General features: G+C 67.0%; 23 protein-coding genes and 1 tRNA gene. 13 read left to right on the forward strand and 11 right to left on the reverse strand.

Annotated elements, in window-relative coordinates:
• Positions 1–71 precede the first annotated feature (71 nt).
• Positions 72–560 (forward strand): hypothetical protein, encoded by a 489-nt coding sequence (locus tag CEF10_RS12840; protein WP_101068569.1) that lies wholly within the window; start codon positions 72–74, stop codon positions 558–560.
• Between the two features lie 12 nt (positions 561–572).
• Here the strand turns inward: CEF10_RS12840 and CEF10_RS16930 are convergent.
• A tRNA-Tyr gene (locus tag CEF10_RS16930) sits at positions 573–656 on the reverse strand.
• Between the two features lie 135 nt (positions 657–791).
• Here CEF10_RS16930 and rlmB point away from each other — a divergent pair.
• From rlmB to queF, 7 genes are all read left to right on the forward strand, one after another.
• Complete coding sequence (gene rlmB, locus CEF10_RS12845; RefSeq protein ID WP_101068570.1) at positions 792–1592, forward strand: 23S rRNA (guanosine(2251)-2'-O)-methyltransferase RlmB; 801 nt, start codon at positions 792–794, stop codon at positions 1590–1592.
• Complete coding sequence (locus CEF10_RS12850) at positions 1592–1957, forward strand: hypothetical protein (protein WP_101068571.1); 366 nt, start codon at positions 1592–1594, stop codon at positions 1955–1957. The genes rlmB and CEF10_RS12850 overlap by 1 nt, the downstream gene beginning before the upstream one ends.
• A 207-nt stretch (positions 1958–2164) precedes the next feature.
• Positions 2165–2638, forward strand: a complete 474-nt coding sequence (locus tag CEF10_RS12855) for a CoA-binding protein (protein ID WP_101068572.1) — start codon at positions 2165–2167, stop codon at positions 2636–2638.
• Positions 2639–2749: 111 nt separating this feature from the next.
• A complete protein-coding gene (queC, locus tag CEF10_RS12860; protein WP_101068573.1) occupies positions 2750–3442 on the forward strand; it encodes a 7-cyano-7-deazaguanine synthase QueC in 693 nt (230 codons plus the stop codon).
• Complete coding sequence (gene queD, locus CEF10_RS12865; protein WP_198586198.1) at positions 3442–3798, forward strand: 6-carboxytetrahydropterin synthase QueD; 357 nt, start codon at positions 3442–3444, stop codon at positions 3796–3798. Before queC ends, queD begins: the two co-directional genes overlap by 1 nt.
• Positions 3777–4523 carry a 7-carboxy-7-deazaguanine synthase QueE gene (queE, locus tag CEF10_RS12870; protein WP_101068575.1) on the forward strand — a complete coding sequence of 249 codons (747 nt, stop codon included), beginning with the start codon at positions 3777–3779 and terminating at the stop codon, positions 4521–4523. Before queD ends, queE begins: the two co-directional genes overlap by 22 nt.
• A 12-nt stretch (positions 4524–4535) precedes the next feature.
• On the forward strand, positions 4536–5003 hold the full coding sequence (gene queF / locus CEF10_RS12875; RefSeq protein WP_101068576.1) for a preQ(1) synthase: 468 nt from the start codon (positions 4536–4538) through the stop codon (positions 5001–5003).
• A gap of 264 nt (positions 5004–5267) precedes the next feature.
• Here queF and CEF10_RS12880 read toward each other — a convergent pair whose 3' ends face one another.
• The 7 genes from CEF10_RS12880 to CEF10_RS12910 form a co-directional block, all read right to left on the reverse strand.
• Positions 5268–5540, reverse strand: a complete 273-nt coding sequence (locus CEF10_RS12880) for a glucose-6-phosphate isomerase (protein WP_101068577.1) — start codon at positions 5538–5540, stop codon at positions 5268–5270.
• Between the two features lie 178 nt (positions 5541–5718).
• Positions 5719–7668 (reverse strand): acetate--CoA ligase, encoded by a 1950-nt coding sequence (acs, locus tag CEF10_RS12885; RefSeq protein ID WP_101068578.1) that lies wholly within the window; start codon positions 7666–7668, stop codon positions 5719–5721.
• A gap of 83 nt (positions 7669–7751) precedes the next feature.
• On the reverse strand, positions 7752–8507 hold the full coding sequence (locus tag CEF10_RS12890) for an ABC transporter ATP-binding protein (RefSeq protein ID WP_101068579.1): 756 nt from the start codon (positions 8505–8507) through the stop codon (positions 7752–7754).
• A gap of 16 nt (positions 8508–8523) precedes the next feature.
• Complete coding sequence (locus CEF10_RS12895) at positions 8524–9279, reverse strand: ABC transporter ATP-binding protein (RefSeq protein WP_101068580.1); 756 nt, start codon at positions 9277–9279, stop codon at positions 8524–8526.
• A 12-nt stretch (positions 9280–9291) separates the two neighbouring features.
• A complete protein-coding gene (locus tag CEF10_RS12900) occupies positions 9292–10500 on the reverse strand; it encodes a branched-chain amino acid ABC transporter permease (RefSeq protein WP_101068581.1) in 1209 nt (402 codons plus the stop codon).
• A 3-nt stretch (positions 10501–10503) separates the two neighbouring features.
• The gene (locus CEF10_RS12905) at positions 10504–11535 is read right to left on the reverse strand and encodes a branched-chain amino acid ABC transporter permease (protein ID WP_101068582.1); all 1032 of its coding nucleotides are present in this window, start codon (positions 11533–11535) and stop codon (positions 10504–10506) included.
• A 105-nt stretch (positions 11536–11640) separates the two neighbouring features.
• Positions 11641–12984, reverse strand: a complete 1344-nt coding sequence (locus CEF10_RS12910; protein WP_101068583.1) for a substrate-binding protein — start codon at positions 12982–12984, stop codon at positions 11641–11643.
• Positions 12985–13206: 222 nt separating this feature from the next.
• Between CEF10_RS12910 and CEF10_RS12915 the strand changes: the two genes are divergently transcribed.
• The 5 genes from CEF10_RS12915 (at position 13207) to CEF10_RS12935 (ending at position 19131) form a co-directional block, all read left to right on the forward strand.
• Positions 13207–14511, forward strand: a complete 1305-nt coding sequence (locus CEF10_RS12915) for a helix-turn-helix domain-containing protein (RefSeq protein ID WP_101068584.1) — start codon at positions 13207–13209, stop codon at positions 14509–14511.
• A 71-nt stretch (positions 14512–14582) separates the two neighbouring features.
• The gene (locus tag CEF10_RS12920) at positions 14583–14951 is read left to right on the forward strand and encodes a response regulator transcription factor (protein ID WP_101068585.1); all 369 of its coding nucleotides are present in this window, start codon (positions 14583–14585) and stop codon (positions 14949–14951) included.
• Entirely contained in the window at positions 14948–15232 is a 285-nt protein-coding gene (locus CEF10_RS12925; RefSeq protein ID WP_101068586.1) for a hypothetical protein, read from the forward strand. Before CEF10_RS12920 ends, CEF10_RS12925 begins: the two co-directional genes overlap by 4 nt.
• Positions 15232–17916: a sensor histidine kinase gene (locus CEF10_RS12930; protein WP_101068587.1), complete on the forward strand. Its 2685-nt coding sequence runs from the start codon at positions 15232–15234 to the stop codon at positions 17914–17916. The genes CEF10_RS12925 and CEF10_RS12930 overlap by 1 nt, the downstream gene beginning before the upstream one ends.
• A 123-nt stretch (positions 17917–18039) precedes the next feature.
• Complete coding sequence (locus tag CEF10_RS12935; RefSeq protein ID WP_157933027.1) at positions 18040–19131, forward strand: FliM/FliN family flagellar motor C-terminal domain-containing protein; 1092 nt, start codon at positions 18040–18042, stop codon at positions 19129–19131.
• Here the strand turns inward: CEF10_RS12935 and CEF10_RS12940 are convergent.
• The 3 genes from CEF10_RS12940 to CEF10_RS12950 all read right to left on the reverse strand — a co-directional run bounded on the left by CEF10_RS12940 (position 19128) and on the right by CEF10_RS12950 (position 20422).
• The gene (locus CEF10_RS12940) at positions 19128–19334 is read right to left on the reverse strand and encodes a hypothetical protein (RefSeq protein ID WP_101068589.1); all 207 of its coding nucleotides are present in this window, start codon (positions 19332–19334) and stop codon (positions 19128–19130) included. The two genes, CEF10_RS12935 and CEF10_RS12940, sit on opposite strands and share 4 nt — an antisense overlap.
• 225 nt (positions 19335–19559) lie before the next feature.
• Positions 19560–19997 carry a DUF6691 family protein gene (locus CEF10_RS12945; RefSeq protein WP_101068590.1) on the reverse strand — a complete coding sequence of 146 codons (438 nt, stop codon included), beginning with the start codon at positions 19995–19997 and terminating at the stop codon, positions 19560–19562.
• Positions 19997–20422 carry a YeeE/YedE family protein gene (locus CEF10_RS12950; RefSeq protein ID WP_101068610.1) on the reverse strand — a complete coding sequence of 142 codons (426 nt, stop codon included), beginning with the start codon at positions 20420–20422 and terminating at the stop codon, positions 19997–19999. Before CEF10_RS12950 ends, CEF10_RS12945 begins: the two co-directional genes overlap by 1 nt.
• Positions 20423–20452 lie beyond the last annotated feature (30 nt).

Raw genomic sequence — 20452 nt, forward strand, 5'->3', positions numbered from 1 at the left:
ACCGCAGTATAGGGGCTGCGGCGGCCGGGCAGAAGGGGCAAGTTGCCCCGAGGCGACAGGGAGGGAGAAACATGCTGCACTGGTTTTTCGCGGGTCTCGCGCTGGCCCTTGGCGGTGGACCCGTCGGGGAGTCCGGCACGACCGGTCCGGCCCTCGCCGAACAGTCGAATGACCAAGCCTATACCGGGGAGCCGCAGACGCCCACCGGCAAGTTCACCACCGCGACCGAGGTCAGGCCGATCCTGACCGCGACAAAGCCCGACTGGGTCGCCGTGCGCGAATTCAACGGGCAGGATCTGCTTTACTTTACCCAGATCCTGAGCTGGCGTTGCGGGTTGGTCGGGCTGCACTACGGCGTGAACGGCGGGGAAATGCGCGCGTGGGACATGCCGCCCTGCCTGACGGACACGGCCCAGCCCAATGCCATCCGGGCCGAGGACGGGCTGCCCTACGTCGCCTTCGGGCCCGGGCACGTGCAGTCGGTGCAGGTCGAGATCATCTACGACGACCTGACCCGCGACAGCGCGCATTACGAGCGGTCCGATGTCCTGATGCCGTGATCGGTAAAGGGGTGGTGGGCGACCTAGGAATCGAACCTAGCATGGGTCTCCCCGGCGGAGTTACAGTCCGCTGCCGCACCTTGCAGCTCGTCGCCCTCGCGCGGTGGCCATCGCCACCGGCGTGATCGGCGAATTACAAGTCGGGCCGGGAGGCGTCAACCGGAAAATGGCTTGCGTGCCCCGCGTGCTCGGCCCATCCTAGCGCCTCTTTCGGACGGGGCGAGACGGGCGATGAAGAAACCGCACTGGGTGGTCGAGAAGGAGCGTGCGAGAAAGGCCGCGGCGGCCGAGACGCTGTGGCTGTTCGGCCTGCACGCGGTGCGCGACGCCCTCGACAACCCCGCGCGCGACAAGCTGCGCCTGGTCGCGACCCGCAACGCCGCCGACCGCCTGGCGGATGCCATCGCAGCGTCGGGGCTGACGCCCGAGATTGCCGATGCGCGGCGCTTTCCCGCCCCCCTCGATCCCGGCTCGGTCCACCAGGGCGCGGCGCTCGAGGTGCGTCCGCTGGACTGGGGCGGGCTGGCGGACCGTTGCGGGCCCGCGCGGCCCGGCGCCTCTCCGGCGCGGGCCGTGCTGCTGGACCGGGTGAGCGATCCGCACAACGTCGGTGCGATCCTGCGCTCTGCCGAGGTCTTCGGCGCGCGCGCCGTTATCGCGCCGCGGCGTCATTCGGCGCCCGAGACCGGGGCGCTGGCCAAGACCGCAAGCGGCGCACTTGAGCGCCAGCCCTATCTTCGCGTGACGAACCTCGCGCAGGCGATCACGGAGCTGCAGGGCATGGGCTACACGGTGCTGGGCCTCGACGGCGATGCGCCGGACCGGTTGGAGGACGCGGTTGCCGGCACCGACGGCGGGCCGGTGGCGCTGGTTCTCGGCGCCGAAGGCCCGGGGTTGCGCGCGCGCACCCGCGCGGTCTGCGACCGGCTGGTGCGGATCGGGCACGCCGGCGAATTCGGTTCGCTCAACGTCTCCAACGCGGCCGCGGTCGCCCTATATGCTACCCGGCAAGGCAACGACGGATCACGCTGATGGGGCACAAGATCGCCACCTGCAACTATTGCGGCACCCGTGCCGCGCTGGTGCTGGACCAGGCGCGCCATGAACTGGCCTGTCAGGCCTGCGGTGCGCCGCTGCATGATCTCAAGGCGATGCCGCAGCCCGCGCGCACAACCGAGCGCAAGCCGGCCGAGACGCACCGGCCGCCGGCCGCCGCGCAAGCCGATCCGCGGCGCCGCAAGAAACGCCGCAAGGTGCCGCATTACGACGAGGTCGCCGGCCGCGAGCGTTCCGGGTGGCCCGGCAGGAAGAAATGGAAGAAACCGCGCAAGCGCAAGAGCCTGGGCCGAAAGATCTTCGAGGAGGTCTTCGACGCGGTCGAGGACATCTTCGACTGACGCGACCGCGCGCGATGCGTGCGAGCGGTGTTCACAGGTCTATTACATCCCCTTTTTATTCTGAATACGCGACCTATCTATCCTGTTGAGAACGCTGGTTATGGAACGTCAGCGTTCTGCATCACTGTCCCTCGTTCCGTGACTGGCGCCCAAGGTTCGCCCTTGGGCGCTCTTTTTTCCGGTCGTTTCGCCGGTTAGTGTGCCGGCATGAGCGAAACCTACACAGACCCCCACCTGCGCGAAATCCTGACCCGCACGCGCCGCATCGCGGTGGTTGGCGTGTCGTCCAACCCTGTGCGGCCCAGTTACTACGTGGCGCGCTACCTCGGGCTCAAGGGCTACGACGTGGTTCCGGTCAACCCGGTGAATGCCGGGTGCACGCTGCTGGATCGCGAGGTCAAGTCCGCCCTGTCCGAGATCGAGGGCAGCGTGGACATGGTCGATATCTTTCGCAGGTCCGAACATGTCCCGCCCATCGTCGAGGAGGCGCTCGAAGCCTTCCCGAACCTGCGCACGATCTGGATGCAGATCGGCGTCGAGCATCCGGAGGCGGCAACGGTGGCGCGCGCCCGCGGTGTCGAGGTGGTTATGAACCGTTGCCCCAAGATCGAGTACCAGCGCCTTTTCGGGGAGTTGCGCATGGGCGGCTTCAACACCGGCGTCATTTCCTCGAAACTCTAGCCCGGGCCGGGCACGCGGCGCGGTCGCCTCGCTTGCCAAGACCCGCACGAACCCTTAAGTGCGCCCCATGCGGTCGCAGCCTACCCGCATCGCCAAAACAAGGGTCACATCATGAAGACGATCGTCATCTGCTCGGGCGGGCTCGACTCCGTGTCTCTCGCCCACCGGGTCGCCGCCGAGGGCGACCTGCACGCCCTGCTTTCCTTCGACTACGGCCAGAGGCACGCCAAGGAACTCGATTTCGCCGCGCGGTGTGCCGACCGCCTCGGGGTGCCGCACGAGGTCGTGGACCTTGCAGGCGTCGGCCGGGCGCTGACCGGCTCCGCGTTGACCGATCGGGTCGACGTTCCCGACGGCCATTATGCCGAGGAGACGATGAAACTGACGGTCGTTCCCAACCGCAACGCCATCATGCTGGCCGTGGCCTTCGGGATGGCTGCCGCGCAGGGGGCCGACACTGTCGCCGCGGCGGTCCACGGCGGCGATCACTTCATCTATCCCGACTGCCGGCCCGGCTTCATCGAGGCGTTCCAGGCAATGCAGGCCCATGCGCTCGACGGCCTGGCGAAGGTGCATCTGCACACTCCTTACGTCCATGTCTCGAAGGCTGACATCGTCACCGACGGCGCCCGGCACGGCACGCCCTTTGCCGACACGTGGTCGTGCTACAAGGGCGGCACGGTGCACTGCGGGCGCTGCGGCACCTGCGTGGAACGGCGCGAGGCGTTCCACCTTGCCGGCGTGACGGACCCGACCGAGTATGCCGATCCTGATTACTGGCGCGCGGCGACGGGGGTGGCCTGATGTACCGGATCGCCAAGGAATTCCACTTTTCCGCTTCGCACCAGCTCAAGCAGGTGCCCGCGGAGCACCAGTGCGCGCGGCTGCACGGGCACAACTACGTCGTGACCGTTGAACTGGCGTCCGATGTGCTGGACGCGCAGGGGTTCGTGCGCGACTACCTCGATCTGGCGCCGCTCAAGCGGTACATCGACGACGCGCTCGACCACCGTCACCTCAACGACGTTCTCGGCGACGATTGCGTGACGGCCGAACAGATGGCGCGGCATTTCTACGACTGGTGCCATGCGCGCTGGCCGGAGACGGTGGCCGTGCGCGTCAGCGAAACGCCCAAGACATGGGCGGAATACCGGCCGTGACCGACACCCGCGACATCCGCGTGGCCGAGATTTTCGGCCCCACGATCCAGGGAGAGGGCGCACTCACGGGGCAACCCACGGTCTTCGTGCGCACCGGCGGCTGCGATTACCGCTGCAGCTGGTGCGACAGCCTGCACGCCGTCGAGTCCGAGTGGCGCGAGAGCTGGACGCCGATGAGCGCGGACTCGGTCATGGCGCGCGTCGAGACCCTGTCGGGCGGCCGGCCCATCCTTGTGTCGCTGTCGGGGGGCAATCCGGCGATCCAGCCGTTGGGCGGGTTGATCTCGATCGGGCACGAGAAGGGCTATTCCTTTGCGCTGGAAACGCAGGGTTCGGTCGCGCGCGACTGGTTCGCGCAACTCGACGTGCTGGTGCTCAGCCCCAAGCCGCCGTCAAGCGGCATGACCGTGGACTGGCCGGCCTTCGACGATTGCGTTGCCGCCGGCCAAGGTGCCGAAACCATCCTCAAGATCGTGGTGTTCGACGAGGATGATTACCGGTGGGCGCGGAATGTCGCGGCGCGCTGTCCCGCGCTTCCGGTGTACCTGCAGCCGGGCAACCACACGCCGCCCCCGCCCGACGACGACGCGGCGACGGTCGACCAGGCGGGTGTGGACGCGCGGATGCGCTGGCTGGTGGACCGCGTCGTGCAGGACGGCTGGTTCGGGGCACGGGTGCTGCCGCAGCTGCATGTCATGTTGTGGGGCAACAAGCGCGGCGTGTGACAGGAGGAAAGGATGACCGAGGAAAACATCTATACCGGGCTGACCCAGCTTGGCGGGCAGACGGAAATGCCGCAAAGCCCCGAGGCGGCGCAGCTTGAGCGGGTGAGCAACCCGCAGGCCGACGTGGCCTACTGCGTGCGGTTCGCGGCGCCCGAATTCACCTCGCTTTGCCCGATGACCGGGCAGCCGGATTTCGCGCACCTGGTGATCGATTACGTGCCGGGGGACTGGCTGGTGGAATCGAAGTCCCTGAAACTGTTCCTGGGATCGTTCCGCAACCACGGGGCGTTCCACGAGGATTGCACGGTGACGATCGCGCGGCGGCTGGTGGACACGCTGGCGCCGCAATGGCTGCGCATCGGCGGGTACTGGTATCCGCGCGGTGGCATTCCGATCGACGTCTTCTACCAGACCGGCCCCGCGCCCGAGGGCGTCTGGATCCCCGAGCAAGGCGTCGCGCCCTACCGCGGCCGGGGGTGAGGCGCGCCCGGAAATCGCTCCGGGGGAGCGATTTCAGCGCCGAACGGGCGGAGCCCCGGAAATGGCGCGCCCGGAAATCGCTCCGGGGGAGCGATTTCAGCGCCGAACGGGCGGGGCCCCGGAAATGGCGCGCCCGGAAATCGCTCCGGGGAGCGATTTCAGCGCCGAACGAGTGTCCCGGTGAAGGTGGCGGCGCCATCAACGCGACGCGGGGGGCGCGGCATTGCCGCGCCCCCCGCGTTCATTCCGGTGAAACGCCCCGCGTCAGGGGCAGGGCGCCACGCGGTATTCGCCCGTGGTCGTCTTGTACGCGCAGCGATCGTTCGAGGTGTTGCGCGCGACCATCGAGCCGGCGGTCGCCCCGGCGAGCGTGGAAACGATCGTCCACTCGTCGCTGGCGTCCAGTGCCTTGGCGGTGATCAGGCCGATCGTGCCGCCGGCGACCCCGCCGGCGACCTGGCGTTGCTGGTTCATCGTCATGCAGCCCGAAAGCGCGAGAGACCCCGCACAGGCCAGGGCGACTATCGTCTTTTTCATAACAACCTCCAAATCCTCGGCGGTACATCATGCCCCGCCTTCATACCCAGCCTAACCGGTTTGGCGGGCCAGAAAATTGATGCGCGTCAACCCGGCAAGATTCCGCGGACGCGAACGGGAAAGGGCCGGCCCATATCGGGCCGGCCCTTGTGCGTTGGCGTCCGGTTCGACGGGCGTGTCAGCCGCGGTTCATCCGGTTCTCGATCAGTTCGTCGACGACGCCGGGATCGGCCAGCGTCGACGTGTCGCCAAGGCTGCCGTAATCGTTCTCGGCGATCTTGCGCAGGATGCGGCGCATGATCTTGCCGGAGCGGGTCTTGGGCAGTCCGGGCGCCCACTGGATCAGGTCGGGCTTGGCGATGGGGCCGATTTCCTGGCGCACCCAGCCTTCGAGCTCCTTGCGCAGTTCCTCGCTGGGCTCCTCGCCGGCCATCAGGGTGACGTAGGCGTAGATGCCCTGTCCCTTGATGTCGTGCGGGTAGCCGACCACGGCCGCCTCGGCGACCTTGGAATGCGCGACCAGCGCGCTTTCGACCTCTGCCGTGCCCATGCGGTGGCCCGAGACATTGATCACGTCGTCCACGCGGCCGGTGATCCAGTAGTAGCCGTCGGCGTCCCGACGGCAGCCATCGCCGGAGAAGTAGTAGCCCTTGTATTGCTGGAAATAGGTGTTCTCGAACCGCTCGTGGTCGCCCCAGACGGTGCGCATCTGGCCCGGCCAGCTGTTCTTGAGCACCAGTACGCCCTCGGCCTCGGTGCTCTCGATCTCCTTGCCGCTTTCGGTCTCCAGCACTGTGGGCTGCACGCCGAAGAACGGTTTCGTCGCCGACCCGGGCTTGGTCGGCGTGGCACCGGGCAGCGGCGTGATGAGGTGGCCGCCGGTCTCGGTTTGCCACCACGTATCGACGATGGGGCAATTCCCCTTGCCGACAACGTCGTTGTACCAGTTCCAGGCCTCGGGGTTGATGGGCTCGCCCACCGTGCCCAGCACCTTGAGGTCTGACAGGTCGTGGCGGGTGACGTATTCGTCGCCCTGGCCCATGAGCGCGCGGATCGCCGTCGGCGCGGTGTAGAACTGGTTGACCTTGTGCTTTTCGCAGACGGCCCAGAAGCGGCCCGCGTCGGGGTAGGTCGGCACGCCCTCGAACATGAGCGTCGTGGCGCCGTTGGCCAGCGGCCCGTAGACGATGTAGCTGTGGCCGGTCACCCAGCCCACGTCCGCCGTGCACCAGAAGATGTCGCCCGCGTGGTAGTCGAACGTGTACTGGTGCGTCATCGCCGTCCAGACGAGGTAGCCGCCCGAGGTGTGCACGACGCCCTTGGGCTGGCCGGTCGAGCCGGAGGTGTAGAGGATGAACAGCGGATCCTCGGCGTTCATCTCCTCGGCCGGGCAGTCGTCCGAGACCTTCTCCACTTCCTCGTGAAGCCAGAAGTCGAGATCCTGCCGCCAGGCGACCTGGTCGCCGGTGCGGCGGACGACAAGGCACTTGACGTCCTGGATGTCGTGCAGCAGCGCCTGGTTCACGTTGTCCTTCAGCTTGGTCTTGCGGCCGCCGCGCGGGGCGCTGTCGGCGGTGATGACCAGCTTGGCGTCGCAGCCGTTGACCCGCGCGCCCAGAGCGTCGGGCGAGAAGCCGGCGAAAACGACCGAATGGATCGCGCCGATGCGCGCGCAGGCGAGCATGGCATAGGCCGCCTCGGGGATCATCGGCAGGTAGATGATCACGCGGTCGCCCTTGCCGATGCCGAGGTTCTTGAGCACGTTGGCCATGCGGCTGACGTGGCCGTGCAGCTCGCGGTAGGTGATGTGCTGGGCCTCGTCGCCGGGTTCGTCGGGTTCCCAGATGATCGCGGTCTGGTCGCCGCGTTCTTCGAGGTGGCGGTCGATGCAGTTGGCGGCGACGTTGAGCGTGCCGTCCTCGAACCACTTGATCGACACGTTGCCGTAGTCGAAGTTCACGTCCTTGATCCTTGAAAACGGCTTGATCCAGTCGATGCGCTTGCCGTGTTCTGACCAGAAGCCCTCGGGGTCATTGATCGACGCCGCGTACATCTCCTCGTACTTGGCCGCGTCGATATGGGCCTTGGCGGCGAATTCGGGATTGGGCGGATAGGTTTTGTCGGACATGTCGGACCTTTGTCTTTTGGAGTTCGGTCGGATGTGAACGGCCCCGCCCCCGGCGGCGCACGCCGGGGCGGGCGCCGTGGCCCTCAGATGGCCAGGTATTCCGCGCGCAGTTCCTCGTTCTCGAGCACCTCGTTGGCGGTGCCGTCGAAAACGATTCCGCCGGTGTCGAGGATCACGGACCGGTCGGCCAGCTCGAGTGCGCGGATGGCGTTCTGTTCGACGATGACCGTGGTGATGCCCTGTTCCTTGATGGTGTGCAGGGTTTTCTCGATCTCGTCGACGATCACCGGCGCAAGGCCCTCGTACGGCTCGTCCAGAAGCAGCACCTTGATGTCGCGCGCCAGCGAGCGGGCGACGGCGAGCATCTGCTGTTCACCGCCCGAGAGCGTCACGCCTTCCTGCTTGCGCCGCTCGGCCAGTCGCGGGAAGAGCTCGTAGATACGCTCGATCGACCATCCCAACGGCGGTGCGATCTGGGCAAGCTGCAGGTTCTCCTCGACCGTCAGGCCGGGAATGATGCAGCGGTCCTCGGGCACGAGGCCGATGCCGGCGCGCGAGGCTTCGTGCGCGTTCATGTTGTGCAGCGGCTGGTGGTCGAGCCAGATTTCGCCGTGCGTCACCTGCGGGCTTTTCATGCGCGCGATGGCGCGCAGGGTGGTGGTCTTGCCCGCGCCGTTGCGGCCCAGAAGCGCGAGAATCTCGCTTTCGTGGACGTTGAAGTTGATGCCCTGAACGATGTAGCTTTCGCCGTAGTAGGCCTTCAGCTCCCAGATCGACAGGAACGCGGCCGATGTCTCGGCGACGTTCCTGTTCTTGGAGAAGTCGGGTTTGACATTCATCGCGAGTCTCCTTCCCTCACGCCGTCTCGCCGAGATACGCTTCGCGCACCTTGGGATGGCCCTTGATGTTTTCCGGCGTGTCCTCCACCAGCGGACGACCCTGGGCAAGCACGGTGATCCGCTCGGCCAAGGAGAACACGACGTGCATGTCGTGTTCAATGATCGCGATGGTGATCTTGCCCTCGTCGCGGATCTGCTTGAGCAGGTCGATGGTGTTGTTGGTGTCGGCCCGCGCCATGCCGGCCGTCGGCTCGTCGAGCAGCAGCAGCTTCGGGTCCTGTGCCAGGCACATGCCGATCTCCAGCCGGCGCTTGTCGCCACGGCTCATCCAGGCGGCCTGCATGTGCCGCTTGTCGGCCATGTTGAGTTCCTCCAGGACCTGTTCGGCGTGGTCGATGATCTCCTGCTCGGTGGCGGTGCTTTCGATCGCATGCATGCGGAAGGCACCGTCGCGCTTGGCGAAACAGGGGATCATCATGTTCTCGATCACCGAGAGATCACCGAAGATCTCGGGTGTCTGGAACACGCGGCTGATGCCCATCTGGTTGATCTCGTAGGGCTTGCGCCCCAGCACCGACTGGCCGTCGAACATGACGCTGCCGGTGTCCGGGATCAGCTTGCCCACCAGGCAGTTGAGCAGGGTCGACTTGCCGGCCCCGTTGGGCCCGATGATGGCGTGAACGCTGTTCTCGGCCACGCTGAGGTTGACATCCCCCAGCGCCTGAAGGCCGCCGAAGCGCTTGTTGACGTTCTTGACTTCGAGAATTCCCATTGAAGTCTCTCCTTATTCCGCGGCTTCGGTCTTGGCCTGGCCCGCATCCTCGTCCTTGTCGGACTTGCGGCGCCTCAGCAGGCGGGCGATCCGCTGGCCGCCCTCGACCAGACCGCCGGGCAGGAAGATCACGACGAGCATGAAGATGATGCCCAGCGTCAGGTGCCAGCCCTTGCCGATGAACGGGTAGATGATCGAGACGATGAAGTCCTCGAGACCATCCGGCATGAAGGCGAACCAGCCGTGCAGGATGTCCGAGTTGATCTTCGACACGATGTTTTCCATGTACTTGATGAGGCCCGCGCCGAGGACCGGGCCGATCAGCGTGCCGACGCCGCCGAGAATGGTCATCAGCACCACCTCGCCCGAAGCCGTCCAGTACATCCGCTCGGCGCCGGCCAGGGGGTCCATCGCCGCCATCAGGCCGCCGGCCAGCCCGGCGTACATGCCCGAGATCACGAAGGCCGCGAGCGTGTAGGGCCGCGCGTTCAGGCCGGTGTAGTTGACGCGCTGCTGGTTCGACTTGATCGCGCGCAGCATCATTCCGAACGGGGAACGGAAGATCCGGATCGCGAGGTAGAAGGCGAGCAGCATGACCAGCCCCGAGAAGTAGTAGCCGGCCGAGAACGTGAACAGCCAGTCGCCCACGGCGAGCTGAACGCTGTCGCGCATCTCCAGCCCGAACAGCCCGGGCACCGGCAGGTTGCCTTCGGCCGAGGCGGCCCCGTCAAGGATGCGCGGGTCGCTCAGCGCGAGCTGGAGCCCGGTCTCGCCCCCGGTGATCGGGGTGAGCACCGAGTAGGCCAGCGCATAGGTCATCTGCGCGAAGGCCAGCGTGAGGATCGCGAAGTAGATGCCCGAGCGACGCAGGCTGATGTAGCCGATGAGCACCGCGAAGAGGCCCGCGGTGAGCACTGACAGCGCGATCGCCGGGATCACGTTCATCGACAGAAGCTTGAACATCCAGACCGCCGCGTAGGAGCCCACGCCGAGGAAGGCCGCGTGCCCGAAGCTGAGGTAGCCCGTCAGCCCGAACAGCAGGTTGTAGCCGATGGCGAAGATCCCGAAGATCACGAACCGCTGCAGCAGGTCGGGGTAGCCGGCGTTGAACTGCGCCATGGCGCTGTTCACCGGGAACGGGTTGAAGATGAAGGGGGCCAGGATCGTCAGTACGGCGACGATGCCAAGCAGAAGGGTGTCTTTTTTTCCGAGGCCTAGCATGGCTTATTCCTCCATCACGCCCTTGCGGCCCATCAGGCCCCGCGGACGCGTCAGCAGAATGACGATGGCGACCAGATAGATGATGATCTGGTTGATGCCGGGGAGAACGTCGATCACCGCGCCCATCGAGGCGAAGCTTTCGAGAATGCCCAGCAGGAAGCCGGCGAACACGGCACCGGGCAGCGAGCCCATGCCGCCGACGACGACCACGACGAAGCTGAGCACGAGGAAATCCATCCCCATGTGATAGTTGGGCGGGTTGATCGGCACGTACATCACGCCGGCAAGGCCCGCCACGGCGGCGGCGATGCCGAACATGATGGTGAACCGGCGGTTGATGTTGATGCCCAGCAGTTCCACGGTCTCGCGGTCGGACATGCCGGCGCGGACGACCATTCCGAAGGTCGTGAACTGGAGGAAGGCGAAGACTGCGCCGATCACCACCGCGGCGAAGGCGAAATAGACCAGGCGCCAGTAGGGATAGATGATCTGGTTGGCCTCGAAGCCGATCAGCTGCCCGAAGTCGAAGCTTCCGGTGAAGGCGTCGGGCGCGGGCGTCGGGATCGGGTTGGCGCCGAAGTAATACTTAATGATCTCCTGCAGCACGATCGCCAGGCCGAAGGTCACGAGGATCTGGTCGGCATGCGGGCGCGCGTAGAAATGCTTGATCAGCCCGCGCTCCATGATCACGCCGATCAGGATCATGATCGGGATTGCGAAGAGGATCGCCAGCGGCACGGACCAATCGATGATCGCCGCCCCGGCCTCGGGGCCGAACCAGTCCATGACGTAAGGGGTTTCGACCTTGAGCGGATTGCCGAGGAAGTCGGTTTTCGTTTCGTCGATCGTGGTGTAGCTGGCGTTCAGCAGTTTCGACAGGGTCACGGCGCAGAACGCGCCGATCATGAACAGCGCGCCGTGCGCGAAGTTCACAACGCCCAGCGTGCCGAAGATGAGGGTCAGGCCGAGCGCGATGAGCGCATAGGCCGAGCCCTTGTCCAGCCCGTTGAGGATCTGCAGGATGATAGCGTCCATCAGTCCATCCTTCGCAAGTGAGGGGTAACGTGGGGCGTGCACGCCTAGGCGTCGGCACGCGCGTCCGGCCGCGCGGTGAACGCGCGGCCGGTGTGTGGGCCTCGATCAGCCGCCGTTGTTGCAGGTGCCCAGCGAACCGCCCGAGAACTGCGGGTGATCCGGCGCATAGGTCACTTGCTCGACCGGCGTCTTCTCGACGATCTCGAGCAGGTCGAACTCGCTCTGCGGGTTCTCCTTGCCCTTCACCACGAGCACGTCCTTGAAGCACTGGTGGTCCTCGGCGCGATACAGCGTCGGGCCGTTGCCCAGGCCGTCGAACTCGAAGTCCTCGAGCGCCTCGACAACGGCGCAGGGCTCGAAGCTGCCCGCGCGCTGCACGGCGTCGGCATACAGCAGCGTCTGCACGTAGCAGGTGTGCGCCGCCTGGCTCGGCGGGAAGCCGTACTTCTCGCCGAAGGACTTGACGAAGGCCTTGGAGCCCGCGTCGGTCAGCGACCAGTGCCAGTTCGTCGAGCCGAAGATGCCCTTGACGTTCTCGCCGGCACCGCGGGCCATCAGGCGCGAGTAGAGCGGCACGACGATCTCGAACTGCTTGCCGTTGACCATCTTGTCACGCAGGCCGAACTGGACCGCGTTGGTCAGCGAGTTCACCATGTTGCCGCCGTAGTGGTTGAGAACCAGAACGTCGGCGCCCGACTGCAGGACCGGCGCGATGTAGGAGCTGAAGTCCGTCTGCGTCAGCGGGGTCTTGACGGTGTTGACCGTCTCCCAGCCCATCGCTTCGGTCGAGGACACGATGGCTTCCTCGGTGGTGTAACCCCAGTTGTAGTCGGCCGTCAGGTGATAGGCCTTGCGGTCGGAGCCGTAGTTGGCCTCGAGCACCGGCGCCAGCGCCGCGCCCGACATGTAGGAGTTGAAGAAGTGGCGGAAGCCGTTGGCCCGCTTGTCCTTGCCGGTGGTGTCGTTGGAGTGCGTCAGACCGGACATGAAGATCACGCCGGCCTCCTGGCACAGCGCCTGCACGGCCACGGCCACGCCCGACGACGAGCCGCCGGTGATCATGATCGCGCCGTCCTTCTCGATCATCGACTTGGCCGAGGCGCGCGCGGCGTCCGACTTCGTCTGCGTGTCGCCGGTGACGTACTCGACCTTGTTGCCGAGGATGCCGGCCCCCTCCAGCGCGTCGGAGCTGAAGGTGTTCAGCATGCCGCCGTCACCTCCGCCGTTGAGGTGCTCGACCGCCAGCTCGTAGGCACGCAGCTCGTCGGCGCCCTCGTCGGCATAGGGGCCGGTCTGGGGCACGTTGAAGCCCAGGGTCACGGTGCCGCCGGTGGGCTCGTTCGTGAAAGCGTGAGCCCGCGAGGTGAAGATGGTCGGCACGGCGAGGCCGGCACCGGCCAGCGTTCCCGTCTTCAGCACGCCGCGGCGAGTCAGGTTGCTCTTGGACATTGATATCCTCCCGTTAAGCAAAAACCCGGGGGAGAGCCTCCTCTATGCCTCCCCCAGATGGCACAGATGTGCAAAAGCAGTATCGCCTGTTGAGGGAAAATTGCGCAACAACCGGTTTCCAAGAAACAACTTTTTTGTAAAAATATACACAGGAAGGCGCGGAAAACTGTAAAAAACTTTCCGCCGCGTCGCGGAAATGCCTTGAAAGAACGGGAAAATTCCATGGTCGAGAGCTCGAGAACGGGAAGCCGTGTGCGCGAACGCAGGCTTTCACAGGGCATGCGCCAGACCGAACTGGCACGCGCGGTGGGCATTTCGCCATCCTACCTCAACCTGATCGAGCACAACCGGCGCAGAATCGGCGGCAAGACGCTGCTCGATCTCGCGGCCGCGCTGGAGGTGGAGCCGGCACTCCTGTCGGAAGGCGCCGAGGCGACGCTGATCGCCGGGCTGCGCGAGGTGCTCGAGCATCGCGAGACGCCCGAGGACGCGGTGGAGGGGATCGAGGAGTTCGCAACCCGTTTCCCGGGGTGGGCGGAACTTGTCGTGGAGGTGTTCCGCGACCAGCAGGGCCTCGAGACGACCGTCAAGGCGCTCACCGACCGGCTGGCGCACGACCCGCACCTGGCGGATTCGCTGCACGAGGTGCTGTCGGTGGTTACCGCGATCCGCTCGACCGCGGCGATCCTTGCGGATACCCGCTCGCTCGAGGCCGAGTGGCAGCAACGGTTCCACCGGAACATCAACGAGGACAGCCAGCGCCTGGCCGAGGGCGCCGAGGCGCTGGTGAAATACCTCGACGCCGCACCGGAGGCCGAAACGTCGATGAAACTGCCCCAGGACGAGCTGGAAGCCTTCGTCGAGGCCCACGACTATCATTTTCCCGCGATCGAGACGGGCGGCGCCGATGCCATCGAGGAGGTATTGCAAGCCGACGGGACGCTGCGGTCGGCCACCGCGCTCAAGCTCGCGCAGGACCTGCTCCAGCTTTATGCCGAGGACGCACGGCGTGTGCCGCTGGAACCGCTGGTCGGCGCCGTCGGGGACACCGGCGTGTCGCCGCAGGACCTGGCCGCCCGGTTCGGGGTCGATCCCGCGCGCATGTTGCGCCGGCTGGCCGCGTTGCCGGCCCATGTGACGGGGCCGACCGGGCTTGTCGGGTGCGACGGATCCGGCGCGATCACGCTGCACAAGCCGCTGGAAGGATTCGAGGTGCCACGGATGACCGGCGCCTGTCCGCTCTGGCCGCTGTTCCGGGTGCTGGGGCAGCCGGGGGCGCCCATGCGCGCGCGCCTGCGCCACGCCGGCCGGGACGATCCGGCGGTGGTCGCCATGGCGGCATCGCAGACGGTGCAGCCGGTGCGGTTCAACGAGCCGCCGCTGCTGCGCGCCTACATGCTCGTGATTCCGCACGACGGCGCCGACCACGCGGACCCTGCCGAGGAGGTCGGAAAGAGTTGCCGCGTCTGCCCCCGGCAGGCCTGCCATGCCCGGCGCGAACCCTCGGTCGTCAAGGACGGGTTTTGACACTCCGCCGGGCTTTTACGATAGTGACCGGGCGTCAAGACGCGATCCTGCTCGGAGGGGAGGCCGGCTGGATGGGCAAGACAGTCCTGCTGATCGAGGATGAACCGAATATCATCGAGGCCGTGAGCTTCATCCTGTCCCGCGACGGCTGGCAGGTGAAGACGCATTCCAACGGTCACGACGCGATGGAAGCCATCCGACGGACGGCGCCCCAGCTGGTCATCCTCGACGTGATGCTGCCCGGGCGAAGCGGCTTTGACATCCTCGGCGAGATGCGCGCGGACGACGCGCTGGCCGAAATGCCCGTGCTGATGCTGACCGCGCGCGGCCAGACCAAGGATCGTGAATTCGCCGAGCGTGCCGGCGCCAGCCGTTTCATGACCAAGCCGTTCTCGAACGCCGATGTTCTCGACGCGGTGCGCGGCCTGGTGGAGTCATGAGCCGCGATCCCGGTCCCGTCTTCCTGGCCCGTCGGACCTACCGGCGGCGCCGGCTCACGGATGCCGCGCGTATGCTGCCGCTGCTGGGCGTTGTGCTGTTCTGCATCCCGCTGCTGTGGCGGTCGCCGGAGGCCGAGCCGGCGCGCACCACCACGGTGATGCTGTACGTCTTCGGTGTCTGGGCGGGGCTCGTGGCGCTCTCGGCGGTCATTTCGGCGCGCCTGCCCGGCCATGACGACCCGGCCGTGAGAAAGGACCGCTCCGACGCGGGAGACGGCTGATGCCCACGCTCAATCTTCTCGTCGTCTTCTGCCTTCTCTACGTGGTGCTGCTGTTCGCGGTGGCTTTCGGCGCCGACCGCGCGGCCCGGCGTGGCCGGGGGCGGTGGCTGCGCTCCCCGGTCGTCTACACGTTGTCGCTGTCGATCTACTGCACGGCCTGGACGTTCTACGGCGCGGTGGGTTTCGCGGCCCGGTCGGGACTGGAGTATCTGACCATCTACATCGGGCCGACACTGGTGATGATCGGCTGGTGGTGGGCATTGCGCAAGATGGTGCGCCTTGGCCGCAGCCAGCGGATCACCTCGGTCGCCGACCTGATCTCGTCCCGGTTCGGCAAGTCGAACCTGCTGGCCATCATCGTCACCCTGCTGGCGGTCATCGGCACGACGCCCTACATCGCGTTGCAGCTGCAGTCGGTGACGCTTTCCTTCGCGACATTTGCCGAGCTGGATCCGACGACCGCCACGCAGCCCAGCCGCCAGTCCACCGCGCTGCTGGTCGCGCTGGGGCTGGCGTTGTTCACGATCCTGTTCGGCACCCGTAACCTCGATGCCAATGAACGCCATCACGGCGTGGTCATGGCGATCGCGCTCGAGGCGATCGTGAAGCTCTTCGCGCTTCTGGCCGTCGGCGTCTTCGTCGTATGGGGGCTGACCGACGGGATCGCCGACACGATGGCGCGCATCGATGCCTCGAACATCGCTGCCTGGCAGGTCTCCGGCAGCCGCTGGATCGGCTTGAGCCTGCTGTCGGCAGCGGCGTTCCTGTGCCTGCCGCGCATGTTCCAGGTGATGGTGGTGGAAAACGAGGATGAAAGCCACCTGCGCACTGCCGCCTGGGCCTTCCCGGCCTACCTGATGCTGATGAGCCTGTTCGTGGTGCCGATCGCCGCGGTGGGCCTCGATCTTCTGCCGGCCGACGCCAACCCCGACCTGTTCGTGCTGTCGCTGCCGCTCACCCAGGGGCAGGAGGGGTTGGCGATCCTGTCATTCCTCGGCGGGTTTTCCTCGGCCACCTCGATGGTGATCGTCGCCGCCATCGCGCTGTCCACTATGGTGTCGAACCACATCGTCATGCCGATCTGGCTGTGGGCGACCGGCGGCTCGGCCGTCGTCTCTGGCGATCTGCGCAGCGTCGCCCTGCTGACACGGCGGCTTAGCATCGCGGGTGTGGTGCTGCTGGGCTACCTCTATTACCGCCTGTCGGGCGGGGGCGCCGCGCTGGCGGCGATCGGGCTGGTCTCCTTCGCGGGGGTCGCGCAATTCCTGCCCGCGCTTCTGGGCGGGCTGTTCTGGCGTGGCGCAACGCGCAACGGTGCCGTGACGGGGCTGGCGCTGGGCTTCGTCGTCTGGCTCTACAGCATGTTCCTGCCCAGTTTCGGGCCGACGGTCTTCCTGCCGCAGCACGTGCTGGACTCGGGGCTTTTCGGGATGGCGTGGCTGCGGCCGCAGGCGCTGTTCGGCGCGGACGGGATGGACCCGGTCGTGCACGCGGTCATGTGGAGCATGCTGTTCAACACGGGCGCCTTCGTGGTTGTCTCTCTCATCACCTTCCCCAAGCCGATCGAGCGGCTTCAGGGGGCACAGTTCGTCAACGTCTTCGAGCATTCCAACACCGGCGGCAGCTGGCGCGCCGGCAAGGGCGAGACCGAGGACCTTCTGATCATGGCGCAGCGGATCATGGGGGCGCCGCAGGCGCAGAAGCTGTTTTCGGATGCCGCGCGGCGGCAGGGGATCGCGGGCTACCTGCCCGATCCGACGCCGGATTTCCTGCGCGAGCTCGAGCGTGAACTGTCGGGCTCGGTCGGCGCCGCCACGGCCCACGCGATGATCTCCCAGATCGTGGGCGGGACCTCGGTCTCGGTCGAGGATCTCATGGCGGTGGCCGACGAGACCGCCCAGATCATGGAGTACTCCAGCCGGCTCGAGGCCAAGTCGGCCGAACAGGCCCGCACCGCCCGGCAGTTGCGCGAAGCGAACGAGAAACTCACGCAACTGTCGCTGCAGAAGGATGCCTTTCTCAGCCAGGTCAGTCACGAGTTGCGCACGCCGATGACCTCGATCCGGTCCTTTTCGGAAATCCTGCGCGATACCGAGGGGCTCGGCGCGGACGAGCAGAGCAAGTATTCGTCGATCATCCACGACGAGGCTGTGCGCCTGACCCGGCTCCTCGACGATCTTCTCGATCTCAGCGTGCTGGAAAGCGGTCGGGTCAACCTCAACATCCAGCACGGCACGCTGGCCGGGATGCTCGACCGGGCGGTGGACGCCACCGGCGGCGAAGCCGGCGGTTTCAGGATCCAGCGCAATCGCGCGGCCGAGAACATCGCGCTGACGACCGACCCCGAACGGCTGGCGCAGGTCTTCATCAACCTGATCTCGAACGCCCGGAAATACTGCGATGCCGAAACCCCGGTGCTGACCATCTCGGCGGCTGAACGTGATGGCCAGCTCGTCGTGGATTTCTCGGACAACGGCTCGGGAATCCCCGCGGACCAGCACGCGATGATCTTCGAGAAGTTCTCGCGCGTGCGGCAGACCAGGGTGGCCGGCGCGGGGCTGGGGCTGGCCATCTGCCGCGAGATCATGGCGCGGCTTGGCGGCTCGATCACCTATTTGCCGGGCCAGCGCGGGGCGGCCTTCCGGGTGATTCTGCCGCTGGGCGAGCAAATGGCCGCGCAGTAGCCGCCTTCGCGACGGTCAACACACTGGTAACCATGCGCCCGCTAGGATGCTGCCAAGCCCCCGCGGCGGGCCCCGGCGGAGGAATTGGTTACGGTGACGCATAACCCGGCTTTGCAACGCAAGGTGAAGATCGCCCGGGACGGGTTTGACGGGCGGGCGACCTCGCCGGCCAAGGCGCTGCGTCTGGCGCTCGCGAAGGCCGCCGATGCGTTGTTCGACCTCGCGATGACCGTCGCGACGGTGGAACAGACGCGCGTGCCTCAGGATGCCCTGCACGGTTTTTTCGACGACGATGCGCTGCTGGTGTTGCTGGACGGACAGGGCGGCCGGCGCGGTGGTGCCGCGCTCGACCCTCAGCTTGTCGCGGCGCTGATCGAGGTTCAGACGATGGGCCGGGTCGCCGGCGCGCCCGTGCCCGCGCGCGAGATGACGCGGACCGACGCCGCGATCGCCGCGCCCTACGTGGACGAAACGTTGCGGCGGTTCGAGGCCACGATGCAGGAGGCGGGTGTCGACCGGTGGGCGACGCCCTATCGCTTCGGCGACCGCGTCGGCGCGGCGCGGGCGCTTTGTCTTGCACTGGAGATGCCGGAATACGACGTGTTCCGCGTGTCGCTCGATATCGCGGGCGGGGCACGGACCGGGCAGATCGTGCTTGTCCTGCCGGTGCCCGCCGCGGCGCCGCCGGCAGATGCCGCAGCGGACCGCGCAAGCGAGGAAACCCATGGCGCGCCCTGCCCGGGCATCGCCGCCAACGTCCTGGGCGCCCGCGCGACGTTCGACGCCGTGATTGCCCGTGTCAGCCTGCCGCTGGATGCCGTTGCCGGGCTGCGCGTTGGCGACGTGGTGCCGGTGACGGGGGCCGATTTCGATGCCACGGACCTGGTGACGACCGGCAACGTCAGCGTCGCGCAGGTGCGGCTGGGACAGTTGAACGGCGCCCGGGCGGTGCGGATGGGCGGCGGCCTGCCACAGGGCAGGGCGCCTGGCCCGGCGGCGGCCGACGACGCGGTACCGGACACCGGAAGGTCCGGCGCCGAGCAGGATCAGGCGGGCGAGGTTGCGGTACCGCCAACGGGCGCCGACGGGGACGGCAGGTCCGGCGAGACGGGCAACGAGGTGCCGGCGCTCGGTGCGACCGGGGAAGGCGCCGCGCGCGAGGCGACCGACCCGCGGCCAACCCTGACTGGCGGACACGCGGACGTGGACGGTTAGGGGCCGCTGACCGTCTCCGAGGCGGTGATTGTCCGGTCGAATCCGCTGACGATCTCGTTTCTCAGTCCGGCGACGCCGTGGTTGAGCACGGCGAGGCCCAGCACCGTGCCGCCCAGGATCGCGACGCTCAGCACGACCCAGTCCACGTTGACCACGCCGGATTCGTCCCGGGCGATCGAAACGAAAAGACGGGTGGGGCGCATGTCAACCTCCTTGCCGAGCCCGCGGGCGGCGCGGGTTTGGCAAAGACAAGGCGGTGCCAACCGCGCCGGAACGGAACCCGCCTCGGTTGAAAATAGCTCATCAAATTTCTTCAGAAAGTGGCAGAAATTGGTTGATTCTGCGAAAACGGGAAAACGGGCGCCGCTTGGCGGCGCCCGTCCTGAGGCGCGGAATCCTGCCCGCGCCGCCTGTTTCGGAATCGGGCCTTATTCGGCGGCGACAGTGCTGCGGCGTGCCGCGGCGCGTGTCACCAGGGGCAGCAGGATCATGCCTGCCACCATCGCCACGAAGAAGACGATGTGGCCGGTCCCGCCGTAGGTCAGCGATGCGATCGCGGGGCCGGGGCACAGGCCCACGAGACCCCAGCCGGCCCCGAAAAGCGCCGAGCCCGCCAGAAGCCGCGCGTCCACCGGCGACGTTGGCGGCTGCGGGATCTCTCCGCCCACAACGGGACGGTGCGCGCGCGCCAACCGCCACGCCACGGCCATCGGCAGCAAGGCGCCGCCCAGCACGAAGGCAAGCGTGGGATCCCAGTTGCCGAAGACATCCAGCCAGCCCTGGACCTTGGCGGTGTCGGTCATCCCCGAGACGAACAGCCCGGCACCGAACAGCCCGCCGGCGACGAGAGCAAGAAGTATGCGCATCACACCACCCCCAGTCCGTGACGGAATATCAGCAGGGCCAGCCCGCCGGCGGCAAGGTAGACGACCGTGGCCGCGATGCCGCGTGCCGACAGGCGTGACATGCCACAGACGCCGTGGCCCGAGGTGCACCCGTTGGCCAGGCGCGTGCCGAGCCCCACCAGCAGGCCACCGGCGATCAGCACCACCGCGTTTTCCGTGATGTGGGTATCCACCGTGCCGTAGAGGGGCAGAAGCAGGACGGGCAGCAGCACCACGCCGGCGAGGAACGCCAGCCGTTCGCCGGCCGAGCGGCGGCCGGAGCCGTCCACCAGCCCGCCGAGGATGCCGCTGGCACCCATGATGCGGCCGTTACCCAGCAGGTAGACGGCGCCGCCGAGGCCGATGAGCACGCCGCCCACCAGCCCCCAGATCCAGTCGGGGTCAATCATTGTCGCGTTTCCTTTTGGTCCATGAGA

Origin of the sequence: Roseovarius salinarum, assembly GCF_002834145.1 — a bacterium.
Lineage (GTDB): Bacteria > Pseudomonadota > Alphaproteobacteria > Rhodobacterales > Rhodobacteraceae > Roseovarius > Roseovarius salinarum.

What these genes read in the sequence shown, in the direction of transcription:
- CEF10_RS12840 (WP_101068569.1), top strand. Translation starts at nt 72, where the DNA reads ATGCTGCACTGGTTTTTCGCGGGTCTCGCGCTGGCCCTTGGCGGTGGA.
- rlmB (WP_101068570.1), top strand. Translation starts at nt 792, where the DNA reads ATGAAGAAACCGCACTGGGTGGTCGAGAAGGAGCGTGCGAGAAAGGCC.
- CEF10_RS12850 (WP_101068571.1), top strand. Translation starts at nt 1,592, where the DNA reads ATGGGGCACAAGATCGCCACCTGCAACTATTGCGGCACCCGTGCCGCG.
- CEF10_RS12855 (WP_101068572.1), top strand. Translation starts at nt 2,165, where the DNA reads ATGAGCGAAACCTACACAGACCCCCACCTGCGCGAAATCCTGACCCGC.
- queC (WP_101068573.1), top strand. Translation starts at nt 2,750, where the DNA reads ATGAAGACGATCGTCATCTGCTCGGGCGGGCTCGACTCCGTGTCTCTC.
- queD (WP_198586198.1), top strand. Translation starts at nt 3,442, where the DNA reads ATGTACCGGATCGCCAAGGAATTCCACTTTTCCGCTTCGCACCAGCTC.
- queE (WP_101068575.1), top strand. Translation starts at nt 3,777, where the DNA reads ATGGGCGGAATACCGGCCGTGACCGACACCCGCGACATCCGCGTGGCC.
- queF (WP_101068576.1), top strand. Translation starts at nt 4,536, where the DNA reads ATGACCGAGGAAAACATCTATACCGGGCTGACCCAGCTTGGCGGGCAG.
- CEF10_RS12880 (WP_101068577.1), bottom strand. Translation starts at nt 5,540, where the DNA reads ATGAAAAAGACGATAGTCGCCCTGGCCTGTGCGGGGTCTCTCGCGCTT.
- acs (WP_101068578.1), bottom strand. Translation starts at nt 7,668, where the DNA reads ATGTCCGACAAAACCTATCCGCCCAATCCCGAATTCGCCGCCAAGGCC.
- CEF10_RS12890 (WP_101068579.1), bottom strand. Translation starts at nt 8,507, where the DNA reads ATGAATGTCAAACCCGACTTCTCCAAGAACAGGAACGTCGCCGAGACA.
- CEF10_RS12895 (WP_101068580.1), bottom strand. Translation starts at nt 9,279, where the DNA reads ATGGGAATTCTCGAAGTCAAGAACGTCAACAAGCGCTTCGGCGGCCTT.
- CEF10_RS12900 (WP_101068581.1), bottom strand. Translation starts at nt 10,500, where the DNA reads ATGCTAGGCCTCGGAAAAAAAGACACCCTTCTGCTTGGCATCGTCGCC.
- CEF10_RS12905 (WP_101068582.1), bottom strand. Translation starts at nt 11,535, where the DNA reads ATGGACGCTATCATCCTGCAGATCCTCAACGGGCTGGACAAGGGCTCG.
- CEF10_RS12910 (WP_101068583.1), bottom strand. Translation starts at nt 12,984, where the DNA reads ATGTCCAAGAGCAACCTGACTCGCCGCGGCGTGCTGAAGACGGGAACG.
- CEF10_RS12915 (WP_101068584.1), top strand. Translation starts at nt 13,207, where the DNA reads ATGGTCGAGAGCTCGAGAACGGGAAGCCGTGTGCGCGAACGCAGGCTT.
- CEF10_RS12920 (WP_101068585.1), top strand. Translation starts at nt 14,583, where the DNA reads ATGGGCAAGACAGTCCTGCTGATCGAGGATGAACCGAATATCATCGAG.
- CEF10_RS12925 (WP_101068586.1), top strand. Translation starts at nt 14,948, where the DNA reads ATGAGCCGCGATCCCGGTCCCGTCTTCCTGGCCCGTCGGACCTACCGG.
- CEF10_RS12930 (WP_101068587.1), top strand. Translation starts at nt 15,232, where the DNA reads ATGCCCACGCTCAATCTTCTCGTCGTCTTCTGCCTTCTCTACGTGGTG.
- CEF10_RS12940 (WP_101068589.1), bottom strand. Translation starts at nt 19,334, where the DNA reads ATGCGCCCCACCCGTCTTTTCGTTTCGATCGCCCGGGACGAATCCGGC.
- CEF10_RS12945 (WP_101068590.1), bottom strand. Translation starts at nt 19,997, where the DNA reads ATGCGCATACTTCTTGCTCTCGTCGCCGGCGGGCTGTTCGGTGCCGGG.